At 59.5% G+C, this 12,298-nt stretch carries 11 protein-coding genes; 6 read left to right on the top strand and 5 right to left on the bottom strand.

Translation table 11 applies throughout. The features are described from left to right. Window positions 1-38: 38 nt before the first annotated feature. Window positions 39-965 carry an arginase family protein gene (locus A6U87_RS18980; RefSeq protein ID WP_065692837.1) on the bottom strand — a complete coding sequence of 309 codons (927 nt, stop codon included), beginning with the start codon at window positions 963-965 and terminating at the stop codon, window positions 39-41. A 202-nt stretch (window positions 966-1,167) separates the two neighbouring features. Here A6U87_RS18980 and A6U87_RS18975 point away from each other — a divergent pair, with 202 nt between their 5' ends. Beyond that, window positions 1,168-3,054, top strand: coding sequence for a diguanylate cyclase (locus A6U87_RS18975; RefSeq protein WP_065692836.1), 1,887 nt, complete (start codon window positions 1,168-1,170; stop codon window positions 3,052-3,054). Here the strand turns inward: A6U87_RS18975 and A6U87_RS18970 are convergent. From A6U87_RS18970 to A6U87_RS18960, 3 genes are all read right to left on the bottom strand, one after another. Next, window positions 3,047-4,609, bottom strand: coding sequence for a DHA2 family efflux MFS transporter permease subunit (locus A6U87_RS18970; RefSeq protein WP_065692835.1), 1,563 nt, complete (start codon window positions 4,607-4,609; stop codon window positions 3,047-3,049). The genes A6U87_RS18975 and A6U87_RS18970 overlap by 8 nt on opposite strands. Before the next feature lie 111 nt (window positions 4,610-4,720). Continuing rightward, the gene (locus tag A6U87_RS18965; protein WP_065692834.1) at window positions 4,721-5,062 is read right to left on the bottom strand and encodes a DUF2147 domain-containing protein; all 342 of its coding nucleotides are present in this window, start codon (window positions 5,060-5,062) and stop codon (window positions 4,721-4,723) included. 102 nt (window positions 5,063-5,164) lie between these two features. Then, window positions 5,165-6,490 (bottom strand): LLM class flavin-dependent oxidoreductase, encoded by a 1,326-nt coding sequence (locus tag A6U87_RS18960; RefSeq protein ID WP_065692833.1) that lies wholly within the window; start codon window positions 6,488-6,490, stop codon window positions 5,165-5,167. A gap of 201 nt (window positions 6,491-6,691) precedes the next feature. On the opposite strand from A6U87_RS18960, the gene A6U87_RS18955 reads away from it, so the two are divergent. Further along, on the top strand, window positions 6,692-7,444 hold the full coding sequence (locus A6U87_RS18955) for a metallophosphoesterase (RefSeq protein ID WP_065692832.1): 753 nt from the start codon (window positions 6,692-6,694) through the stop codon (window positions 7,442-7,444). Window positions 7,445-7,448: 4 nt separating this feature from the next. On the opposite strand, the gene A6U87_RS18950 is transcribed toward A6U87_RS18955, so the two are convergent. Then, complete coding sequence (locus A6U87_RS18950; protein WP_065692831.1) at window positions 7,449-8,306, bottom strand: LysR substrate-binding domain-containing protein; 858 nt, start codon at window positions 8,304-8,306, stop codon at window positions 7,449-7,451. Between the two features lie 89 nt (window positions 8,307-8,395). Between A6U87_RS18950 and A6U87_RS18945 the strand changes: the two genes are divergently transcribed. The 4 genes from A6U87_RS18945 to cobG all read left to right on the top strand — a co-directional run bounded on the left by A6U87_RS18945 (window position 8,396) and on the right by cobG (window position 12,296). Further along, the gene (locus A6U87_RS18945) at window positions 8,396-9,097 is read left to right on the top strand and encodes a haloacid dehalogenase type II (protein ID WP_065692993.1); all 702 of its coding nucleotides are present in this window, start codon (window positions 8,396-8,398) and stop codon (window positions 9,095-9,097) included. Between the two features lie 18 nt (window positions 9,098-9,115). Continuing rightward, a complete protein-coding gene (locus A6U87_RS18940; protein WP_065692830.1) occupies window positions 9,116-9,907 on the top strand; it encodes an aldolase in 792 nt (263 codons plus the stop codon). A gap of 194 nt (window positions 9,908-10,101) precedes the next feature. Continuing rightward, entirely contained in the window at window positions 10,102-10,869 is a 768-nt protein-coding gene (gene cobF / locus A6U87_RS18935; RefSeq protein ID WP_065692829.1) for a precorrin-6A synthase (deacetylating), read from the top strand. Between the two features lie 62 nt (window positions 10,870-10,931). Next, window positions 10,932-12,296, top strand: coding sequence for a precorrin-3B synthase (gene cobG / locus A6U87_RS18930; RefSeq protein ID WP_065692828.1), 1,365 nt, complete (start codon window positions 10,932-10,934; stop codon window positions 12,294-12,296). The last annotated feature ends 2 nt before the right edge of the window (window positions 12,297-12,298 follow it).

The raw sequence follows: 12,298 nt of genomic DNA, 5'->3' as shown, positions 1-12,298 counted from the left end.
CATATCGGTTCGTTTTCGTCCGATCAAGATCTGACGAATTATGGTCCGCGGCGTGCGAGGTGACCGAGCACATGGCAGATCAGCCGCCCGGCAACCGTAGCCGTCATTCCGTTCACGTCCGCCGCCGGGTTGAGCTCCACGATCGAAAAGCCTGCCAGCGTTCGGCCCCGCATTGCTTCGGCTATCAGTTCGGTGACTTCGTCGAGACGCAGGCCGCCGGGTGACAGCGCGTTGACGCCGGGGCAGATCGACGGGTCCAGTGCATCGAGATCAATGTGGATCAACAACGCGCCCTCCCGTGGAATGGTATCCGCGATGGCCGCCATCCCACTCCGGCGTGTCTGCTGAACGGTGAAAATTCGTGCACCCCATGACACCGCCGCGTCTACTTCTTCGCGACGTGCGCTACCGACTGCGCGGATCCCAACCTGCGTTATCGAGCGAACAGACGGAACCTCCGAGGCGCGGCGCATCGTGCTTGAGTACCCCAAAGGCTCGTCCCCGATCCGATCGCGCCAGTCGATGTGGGCATCGATCTGCAGGATGTGCAAAGCCGGCAGGTCCGATAGCGAGCGAATGAATGGTATCGCTGTCGAATCGTCCCCGCCGATGAGGATCGGCAGAGCCCCCCGCGCTCGAACGCTGCGTGTTGCCTCGCCGATCGCCTCGCGGTTCTTCTCATTGGCATTAAATGCGGTGGGCACGTTTCCGAGATCGACGACGGTCAAGGCACCATCGTTCAGCAGCGGCCCACCGAAATCGAAATCCCAGTGGTCGATGTTGACGGACGCAGCAGTAATCGCACGGCGAACAGCATCCGGCGCGATCGTCTCTTCGGTTGCCGAGGAGGCGTGAGGATAGGCCGTCCCATGGACTGCGCCAAAGATCGCAACATCTGCGCCCGCCGCATCCGCCGCCGTTGGGATACCCAGGAAAGTCTCAGAAGTTTGCTGGAACCGAAACACTATATCTTCTCCGCCTTCATACACGAGACTTGTCTAGTGCGGATAACAGCTGATGCCCAGATAGAGTAGTGCCCAGACCTTGTGAGATCACCGAATAAAGCGATGGCCGAGATCGGCGCGACGCGTTCGAATCGGCAATCGCTTAATTAAACTCTTACTACATAGCGTTAGGAGTGCCGGCACTGATCTCACGGCATCGACTATGGCACATATCTGGCAGACACTTCTCGGCAATCTCGCGACCGTTGCGCTGATGATGACAGCGTGGGCGCTTCTTTCGCCATCCATCCGGCCACGTTTCGGCCTATCGCGCGAAGCTTTCTTCGGCATGGCGATGGGCGGCGGCGCCGTAATTTCGATGGCGATGTCGGCCGAGATAAAACCCGGCATCTATTTCGACCTTCGCGCCGGATTGGTGGTGTCGGCCGCACTCTTCGGCGGGCCGGTAGCAGCCGTTTTCGCCACCGTCATGGCGGTTATATTCAGGCTTTGGATGGCGGGCGCCGGCGCAACAATCGGCGTTGCCGGAATTGTTGCCGCCACAGTCTTATCGCTCCTGATGCGCGAGGCGGCCGGATCAAAAATTCTGTTCCGGCACGTCGCAGTTCTGGCGGTTCTCCAGAGTGGCGCTGCCTACCTCATCGGAAACAGTTCAGTTTCTCCTCTGCGCCACCTCGGCACTGCCGTCGCGGGCGGTGCTGTCGGATTGAATTTCGTCTGCATTCTGGCGTCCGGTTTCATTATCCTGAAACTCCGTCGCATAACCATGGAGCGTGATCTTCTCAGGGCAGCTTTGGCGCAGTCGCCAGACTTCTACTATGTGAAAGACACCAAGAGCCGGTTCCGCTTTGCCAACGAAGCCGTGGCGCGTTTCAACAAAATCAATGATCCGGCAGCCATGATCGGCCTTTCGGATTTTGACATTGCGGAAACGTCGCGAGCGGCGGCACTCTTCGATGAAGAACGCCATATCATGGCGACCGGAGGTGCCCTGGTTAACCGCGAAGAATGTCTCGCTGGGGAGAACGGCGAACGCTGGTTCCTGACCTCAAAAGTTGCCGTCCACGATAGCGAAGGTGATGTGATCGGGCTCGCCGGGATCACCCGCGATATAACCGAGCGCAAGCACCTGGAAACAGAGATCGTGCAGAGTCGGGACCTGTTGAAGCAGGTGATGCGCGACATGTCAGATGGGTTGGCCCTATTCAGCGAGACGGGCGTTCTGCTCTTCTGCAACGATCGCTATCGTGAATTCTTTCCCGCAACTGCCCATCTGCGCGTTCCCGGCACGCATATCCGCACGATTCTCGAGGGCGTGGTCGCCTCCAAGGAGCAGACCAATCTTCCTCTCGATAAAGCGACCTGGATAGAGGACATCGCACGTGGGCTCTTCGCCGACCATGACCAAGATATCCAGACGGACGCAGGACGTCGGCTGCAAATAAGAACGCGCGTCACCTGCAATCGCATGGCCCTTGCAGTCGTCACGGAAACGACCGCACTGAAGCAATCGGAACTCGCGTTCCGTTCTCTCGCAGAGAGACTTCAGCTTCTGGCAGAGACCGACGGCCTCACCGGGCTCGCCAATCGTCGTGCATTGGACGAAGCGCTTGCCGCAGAACTGGACAGGGCAACGGCCGCAAGGCCGCTTTCGATCATCATGATCGATGTCGATCGGTTCAAGGCGTACAACGATCACTATGGCCACCTGATGGGAGATGATTGCCTCAAGCAGGTGGCCCACTGCCTCATCCAGGCCCGGCAGCGACCGGATCAGATGATGGCACGCTTCGGCGGCGAGGAGTTCATGGTCGTGTTGCCGGACACGGACGCGGCAGCCGCCATGGATTTTGCCGAGCACCTCCAATCCAAGGTGATTGGCATGGGGATCAAGCATGCAAAAAGTGAGCACGCGATCGTAACGGCGAGCATGGGTATCACTGTTTGCGCCGGCAGCCGATCGGCCGACGGCGTTACCCGGTTGCTGCAGGAGGCAGATCTCGCTCTCTATGATGCAAAGAATGCCGGCCGTCATTGCGTCCGTGTTTTCGGAAAAACGGACGAGATGCTCCAACGTGTCTTTAGCTGAGTGTGCCTGCGACTGAGTTCTGCGGTGCCGGCTTCGCGAACGGCAGGCATATGACGGCCACGAAGGTGATGATTGCGACGATCATCCACGCTTCGTTAAGCGCTTGCACGGTCGCCGCGGTTTGAACTAGGCCATCAAGGCTCGCCACCGTCTGGGGATCGAAGGGGCCGGTGTGGTCTTCTATCGTTGCCAGAGGCGCCCCGACGAACTCGGCCGTTTTGAGATTGCCGTCTTGCAGGCTTTGCCAGAGCTGTTGGGTCAACGGTTCGGATCGCGTGTAGATGATCGTGTCGATCAGCGCTATGCCGATCGCGCCGCCCAGGTTTCGCATGAGATTGAAGAGGCCACTGGCGTCAGGAACACGTTCAGGCGAGAGATTGCCAAGGGCCAGCCGGGTAGGGGGCAGGAGGCAAAACATGATTGCGATGCCTCTGATAATCTGCGGCCAGAACATCGCGTCATAATCCGACCGGGGATCCTGCCAAGCGCTCATGGCCATTCCGGCAGCGAACAATATAAAGCCGGCCGCCGACAATAGCCGAGGATCCGTTCTTTTTTCGAGGGCAACCGCAATCGGCGCCGTGCACAGTTGCGCGATGCCCGTGACAAGCATCGTCAATCCGATCTCCAGGGCGTTATGCCCCCGCACGAATGCCAGGAAAACCGGCATCATGTAGACCGAGCCGAACAGCCCGATGCCAAGAACAAAACTCAGGGTCGAACCAATGAGAAAGTTCCAATCCTGAAAATTACGAAGGTTTACCAGGGGGCTCGCAATAGAAAGCGTTCTCCTGATGAAAAGCGCCCCCGAAAGGGCGAAAACACCAAACAGGGCAAGGCTGTCGATCGACAGCCATCCGCTGGTCGGCGCGCCCTTCAGTCCAATCTCCAGGCAGATGAGGGACAGAGCCATGGAGACCAGCCCCACTGCATCGATACGGCGTAGTTGCAACAGAGAGACCTGTTCACGGGGAAGCGACCGCGCCGCCACCAATGCGGCAAGAGATCCAGGGACGACGTTGATCAAGAAGAGCCAGTGCCAGGAATAGCTACTCGTCAGCCAGCCACCGACGATCGGCCCGACAGTTGGCGCAAGCACCGCCAGGACACCGGCAATGGTCGTGGCAAGCGCCTGACGCCTTTCGGGGAACAGCAGGAAGACGGCCGAGAAGACAGACGGTATGAGCGTACCGCCTGAGAACCCCTGCAATACCCGCCAACAGAGCAGTTGAGGGAAGCTGGTGCTCGCCGCGCATCCTGCCGAAGCGAGCACAAACATGGATAGCGACGTCACGAATAGCCAACGCATCGTCAAAACGCGCGTCAGGAAGCCCGTTAGCGGGATCGCAACGACTTCGGCGATCAAATAGACCGTCTGGATCCAACTCATCTGATCGGGATCGATATCCAGAGCTGACTGGATTGTCGGCAGTGACGTCGCCACGACCTGCACGTCGAGGATTGCCATGAACATGCCAACGCACATGGCAATGAAGCCTAGCCAGACCCCAGGCTTGTGGCGGTCTGCCGGATACGGATCAAGTTGTGCCTGCACCGGACGATCCTGTCAGCGTTGCTTCCCCTGAGAATGACGATGGCGCAACGGAAAAGCGAAACTGGGTATGAGCGCCAGTGCGGATGGACTGAGCCTCACCTTCCGGGAGCTCTAGTCCGCGCGGGTCCATGTCTGTGTCTTGCAAAGAACATCGGTGGCACAGCCTCGAAGTTTCAAACTGTCACCGAGAACCGTCAGCTTTCCGCTGTAGGTGGTCTTGTTCCTCGGATCCGTGATCCGTCCTGAATAGCTGTCGGCAGCACCGGAAAAGGTGCCGATCTTCTGTCCCGCATACTCGCCAGACTTGGCGAAAATGCAGTAACTCGCGCCGCAACGCTCGACAACGGAGATCTTGCCATCTTCCGTCTTCCAGGTCCCCACCACCGCGTCGGCGCTCATCGCGTCGGTGGCGAGCAGGGTGATAACCAGTGTGACGCCAAACCTCGGTCGCATGTGGAAATGCTCGCATTGACTTCAGGCAGATATGTACTCCTGTCGTCACACAACAAGAGCGGCTTGGCATCATCAAATGGGCCGCTTGCCGACCCAACGCACTTATTCAAAGAAGCGGTTGACCGGCCGGGGTAGTCCAAGGTGCTCGCGCAATGTCTCGCCGTCGTATTCTTTCCGGAACCGGCCGCGTCGCTGCAGCTCAGGTACAAGAAGGTTCACGACGTCATCGAGTCCCTGGGGCAGGTAGGGGAATACGATGTTGAAGCCATCGGAAGCCTCCTCGTCGATCCATCGCTCCATCTCATCGGCGACAGACGCCGGCTTCCCGACAAATGCGAGCCCGGCATATCCGCCGTACCGCTGCGCAAGTTGCCGGACGGTGAGATTCTCCTCCCTTGCCAGTTTCAGCACCTGCGCCTGACCGGACTTACTGGCGTTCGTCTCCGGTATGTCGGGCAGCGGCTTATCAGGATCGAAAGCCGACGCATCGTGGCCAAGAGCAATCGAGAGAGACGCGATCGCGCTGTCGTAGTGGACAAAGCTGTCGAGTCTAGCCCGCTTGGCCTTGGCCTCCTCAATGCTATCTCCCAACACGACAAACGCTGCCGGCAGCATCTTCAGATGGTCGCGACTTCGGCCGAAATCGCTCATGCGTCCCTTGATGTCCGAATAGAGTGCCTTTGCCGCATCGATGTCCCTTGGAGCACAGAAAACGACCTCGGCCGTTTCCGCCGCCAGCTGTCGCCCCGGCTCCGACTGACCGGCCTGCACGATCACCGGCCAGCCTTGCACGGGTCGAGCGATGTTCAATGGGCCGCGAACACTTAGCTCCTCTCCCTTGTGATCGAGCACATGCATTTTCTCCGGGTCGACGAAGATGCCGCTTTCCTGGTCTTGGATGAACGCATCGTCGGCAAAGCTGTCCCACAGGCCCGTCACCACATCATAGAACTCACGCGCCCGCTTGTAGCGTTCGCCATGTTCGACATGCTCGTCGAAGCCGAAGTTCAGGGCGGCATCCGGATTTGCCGTAGTGACGATGTTCCAGGCAGCCCTGCCGTTGCTGATGTGGTCGAGCGACGCGAAGCGGCGTGCAACGTGGTATGGGGCATCGAACGTTGTCGACGCGGTGGCTGCCAAACCTATCCTTTCCGTGACAGCGGCGAGCGCGGACAGAAGCGTAAAGGGTTCAAAGGACGTTACCGTCTGGCTTCGCTTGAGGGCCTCGATCGGCATGTTCAAGACGGCGAGGTGATCGGCCATGAAGAAAGCGTCGAACTTCGCAGCTTCCAATTTCTGGATGAACGATTTGAGATGCGAGAAATTGAAGTTGGCGTCCGGAAAGGAGCGGGGATAGCGCCACGCGCCGGTATGGAGACTCACGGGACGCATGAATGCTCCAAGATGCATTTGACGCTGCTTTGTCATGTTCGAGCTTTCCCGCTGTTTGATACACGCTTTCTGTCAGTTAGGAACTCGCCGCATCCCGATCAACGGCCACCCGCTTCGTTCTTCTTCCTTCAACTGCGCGCTGGCGACACCTTGCGGACAGACCAATAGCTGACGTAAACCCTAGATCCGCTCAAGAGTGATGCCGGGCGCGATGCTGCCTGCAGGAGAATGACAGATATGACCGACGACGTGCCGTCCGACATCTATGCAATCGCCGACATTCACGGACGCGCCGATCTCCTACAAGCCATGCTGGATCATATCGCAGCCGCCTCGAGCGAGCGCCGATCGCCGCCGACCGTGATCTTTCTGGGCGATCTGATCGATCGCGGACCACGTAGTCCGCAGGTACTCGACCTGGTGGCGTCGACCCTCAATCTCTATCCGGGTTCGCAACTGGTGCTGGGCAACCACGACTTCTATCTGCGCGCCCTGCTTCGCGAGGAGCTCACATACGAAGATGCCGTCAACTGGATGGATTGGGGCGGGGTCGCAACGGTAAGTGCCTATTCCGATCGACCGGTTCCCGACTTCAAGGGCATCGCCGCAGATATCCGCAACGCCTTCCCACACCATTCCGCCTTGCTGGATAACGCTCTGACGTACAAGGAGATCGGAAGCTTCTGCTTCGTTCACGCGGGGATCCGCCCAGGGCTTCCGCTCACGGCACAGACCGACTACGACCTGCGATGGATCCGGGCAGGCTTTCTGGACCATGCGGATGCGTTCGACCATGTTGTCGTCCATGGCCATACGATCACAAGCTCCTTGCGTCCTGAAATTTACGACAACCGCATCGCGGTCGATACGGCTGCTTACCGAACCGGCCGCCTCAGCGCCGCCGTGATCCGGCAAGACAAGCTCTCCCATTTCGTCTGCACGCAATTGGTCGAGACGGGTGATATCACTGTCGAGACTTGGTTACCCTGACGGATCAAGGATGCAGATTATCGGCTAGGAAAAGCCCAAGGGATTTCCCCTCCGCCGATAGGCTTGCCCTGCCTTTGACCAAGGCCATTTCCGATGCGGGCTGATCGTCAAAGCCCTCTGCTGCGCCAAGTTCTTGATGTTCGGGAAGAACTGCATCTGACGGGAGGAGACTGATGCCGAGACCGGAGGCGACCGCCGCCTGCACTCCCATCAGGCCCTGGCTGGTATAAGCGATCCTCCAGCGGCGCCCGCTTTGCTCGATCGCCTGTATGGCGCGATCTCGATAGATGCAGCCCACGGGAAAGACCGCTAACGGAACGGGATCCGCGTCGACAGCCCGCGCGGCGCTCGCTACCCAGACAAGCTTCTCGGCCCAGCTCGCAAGACATGCGCCGTCCCCCGGCTCCCGCTTTATCAAGGCTAGGTCGATCTCGCCTGCATCAAGCAGTCGGCGCAGCTCGGTGCTCCAACCGCTCACCGTGTCGAGCCGTATGTGGGGAGATGCCGCGGAAAATCCCGACAGCAGATCGATGAGCCGCCGCCCGGCAAAGTCCTCGGGCACGCCGAGGCGGACCGTCCTTGGCGCCGAAGGCCTGCGCATCACCTCTGCCGCCTCCGCCGCCGTCGCGAGTATCCTGCGCGTATAGCTGAGCAGCAGTTCGCCAGCCTCCGTCGTTTCGACGGTCCCCGCTGATCTGTCCCGACGTAACAGCGCAGTGCCTAGATTGGCCTCCAGCTTCTTTATCTGCTGGCTCACCGTTGATTGGGTTAGGTGAACCCGCTCTGCCGCCTTCGTAAACCCGCCGCAATCGACAACTGCCGCGAAGGTTTTCAGCAGATCGAGATCAAAGCCAAAGCTCATTTGATTTTCCAATGTCCAGCATATGGAGATTTAATTTCTCAATATCTTGTATTCCTGTCAACCTCGGCATGCTCAAGGAGACAAAGCCGATGACACTTGCCGGACCTAAGCCGACGTGGCTGACTTTTGATTGCTATGGAACCCTGATCCAATGGGACGAAGGGCTGCTTGCCGCGATGGGACAAATACTGTCCGCAAAGGGCGGCGACATCGATCAGCGCAGCTTCATTGCGGTCTACGACCGTCACGAACATGCGCTGGAGGAAGAGCGTCCCCATCGCACCTTCGCGCAGGTCAGCGCTCTAGCCCTGGAGCGGGCGATGGTCGATTTCGGACTGCCCTTCGACCCTGCGGATGCCGAAATCGTGACATCGTCGATCGGCAAGATGCCGCCCTTTCCAGAGGTGGTCGCAACGCTCGAAGCTCTGAAGGCTACCGGTTTTCGCCTGGCGATCATCTCGAATACCGATGATGCCATCATCGCCGGAAATGTCGCCCAGCTTGGTGGATATGTCGATCGTGTCATCACCGCGGAACAAGCGGGGGCGTACAAGCCGTCTTCCCAGATTTTCCATCACGCCTGGAAAAGCCTTGGCATCGGGATCAACGATCTAGTGCATATCTGTGCCAGCCCGCATCTCGACCTTGCGGCGGCGCGTGAACTTCGATTTCGTACGATCTGGGTTGATCGCGGCACGGGCCGACAACCGCTACCGGACTATCGCCCGAATGAGATTGTCGCGGCGCTCGACAAGGTACCCGCGGTGCTTGCGGCGACAGAATGGAAGTAGTGTCTCGAAGGAGAGAGCATGGCCCACGAACTCAATATTTCGAAAGCGCAGCATAGTGTTCGGCGCAGTATTTCATTGGATACCGATGAGATATGGCAGGCGAGGATTGATCTCGCCGCCTGCCTTCGAACAGCGGCGCGCCATGGACTTGAAGAGGGCATCTGCAACCACTTTTCGGCTGTCGTCCCCGGCCATCCGGATCTGTTTATCGTCAACCGTCTGGGTTGGGCCTTTCAGGAAGCAACCGCCTCATCACTGCTGATCTGCGACTTCGAAGGCAACGTCGTTGCAGGCGAAGGCGTACCGGAAGCGACGGCATTCTTCATTCATGCACGCCTGCATAAGATGGCCCCGCGGGTGGGAGCCGCTTTTCATACTCATATGCCCAACGCCACCGCGCTTAGCATGGTAGAAGGCAAACCGCTGGTCTGGGCAGGGCAGACGGCGCTCAAATTCTACGGCCGCGTAGCCGTCGATGAAAACTATAATGGTCTCGCACTGGATGAAACCGAGGGCGACCGGATCGCCTCGGTTCTCGGTGACAAGGACATATTGTTCATGAGGAACCACGGCGTAATGGTGTGCGCGCCGAATATCGCCGAGGCCTGGGATGATCTCTACTATCTGGAGCGAGCTGCCGAGGTACAGTTGAAGGCGATGGGCTCCGGTCGCAAGCTCCTCCCCGTCTTGCCAGAAGTCGCCGCCCAGGCGGCCAAGCAGATGAGGGAAGGGGACCCGGAAAGTGCCCGGATGCATCTGGAAAGCATCCGGCGCGTCCTCGACCGGCAGGAGCCGGAGTATCGCGACTGATCGCTGCTTTCGCTCAGCGGCCACAACTACGGGGACACTGAGCCGCCGCCTCATCCGTTCGCGAGCAGAAAGGCAGGCGATCGGTTCGCGCTACCGCACGCGAAAACACCGTCTGGCCTATTCGGCCTGAGACAGGGCCTTGCGAAACCCTTTGGTCTGCGCCAGAAACGGCCGGAACTGATCGAGGCAAGCGCGTGCGCCATATCTACATCATCGGCATTGGAACCGGAAATCCCGAGCATGTCACCATTCAGGCGATCAATGCCATGAATGCGGCGACCGCTATTTTCATCCCGACCAAGGGAGCGAGCAAGGAAGGCCTTGCTGCGGTGCGTCGTGATATCTGCCAGCGCTACGTCACGAACCCGAAGACATCCCTGATCGAGTTCGCGGTCCCCACCCGGGCGATGCAAGATCGCACATATGTGGAAAGTGTCGACGAGTGGCACGCCAAGCTCGCGACAACCTATGTACACCTGATCGACGACCTGCCGGACGATGGGATCGGTGCCTTTCTGGTCTGGGGCGATCCAAGTCTCTATGACAGCACCATCCGTATTATCGAGAGGGCAAAGCAGATCGGAAGGGCAGCCTTCGATTATAGCGTCATCCCCGGGATCACGAGCGTCCAGGCACTCGCGGCCAGCCATCGCATCCCGATTAATCTCGTCGGCAAGCCTCTGGAAGTGACCACGGGTCGCCGGCTCGCCGAACATGGCAACCGAGCAGAGACCACGATCGTCATGCTGGACGGCGAACAGGCATTTGCGAAGATCGACGACCCCGATGCCGAAATCTTCTGGGGCGCTTACCTCGGAACCGAAGACGAAATCGTCCGCTCGGGACGATTGGGTGACGTAGCGGACGATATAGTAAGGACACGCGCGGAGGCTCGCGCTCGCCACGGCTGGATCATGGACATCTATCTGCTCCGCAAGGGCCACGACTTCGACGACCTTTGACAAGCATCATTTTGCCCAACAGCCCCCAATCCTATAAAGACATGAATGAAGGAATTGGGACAATGACGCGCGCCGAGCAGATCGCACCTGAGAATACGAGAGCCCCTCTACCGGCAACGCAACGTGGCGCCTGTCCGACCCTGATGGAACCGATGCGAACCGGCGACGGATTGCTCGCCCGATTGCGCCCCGAACACGGTATCTTCACGATTGGCCAATTCAAGCAATTGGCACAGGCGGCGCAGCGCCACGGAAATGGCATCATCGAGATTACCGCGCGCGGGAGCGTGCAGATACGCGGCCTGACGGCGGACACGGCGCCGATGCTGGCCTCGAACATCGACGCGGCGGGGATCGTCATTCCTCCGGCACCGGTGATCGAGTTACCTCCACTGCACGGCATCTTTCCCGACGAAATGGCCGACGCGGCCGTGATGGAGCGGGAGCTTCGCCGCGACCTCGCATTGCTCTTCGGATCGCCCTTGCTCGCACCGAAGCTTTCGATCGTCATCGATGGCGGTGGTCGCCGGGGGCTTGCCGCGGTCAGCGCCGACATTCGCCTCTGTGCCGTCTCGTCAGACGTTTGGCACGTCGCAATCGATGGGGATGCGCAGTCCGCCCGTACTGTCGCGACAGGAAGCAGCGCCGAGGCAATTCGCACCGTTGGCGCGGTTCTGGAACTCCTGCTTTCCATGGGGCGGCACAAGCGGGCCCGGGATATCACGGCTGAACACTTGTCCGCGGCACACTTGCCTGCGACCCCCACCGCGCCCGGGAGCTTGCCTGGGGGGGAGACTGCGGCGCCGGGCGTTCACGCGATTTCCGCGCATGCCGCCGTTGTCGGGCTCAGACCTCGGTTTGGGCAATTACTTGCATCGGATGTCATTGACTTCCTTGGCCTCGCAGAACGCGCCGGCGCACAGGAGGTCAGGCCTGCGCCAGGCCGCTGCTTTATCGTGACCGGGCTGACCCAGACAGCCGCGATCACTCTCAAGAACGCAGCCATTGCCTACAATATGTTCGCAGATCACGAGGATCCTTATGGCTCCATCGCGGTTTGTGCCGGAGCGGGGGCGTGCGCATCCGCTTTTTATCCCACCAAGACGCTGGCCGAGACGATTGCCACTGCTGCTCCCGAGTTGCTGGACGGCTCGCTGGATATTCACCTTTCAGGTTGCATCAAGGGCTGCGCCCATCCACGGCCAGCCGCATTGACGCTGGCCGGTACAGCCGACGGCTACCATCTCATCGTCGATGGCGCCGCTTCGAGCCTGCCAGACGCACAGATCGCTAGCGGCGATATCGATTCCGCTATACAGAGGCTCGCCCGCCTCATCAAAACCGAGAGACACGCTGGCGAATCGGCTGGTGCCTGCCTTAGACGGCTGGGCAAAGGAACCGCCACGCGGGCACTGCGACAGGAATAGGA

This window comes from Rhizobium sp. AC44/96, assembly GCF_001692185.1.
Lineage (GTDB): Bacteria > Pseudomonadota > Alphaproteobacteria > Rhizobiales > Rhizobiaceae > Rhizobium.
Note: the sequence above shows the minus strand (reverse complement) of the source record. Positions and strands in the feature narration are given on the sequence as shown.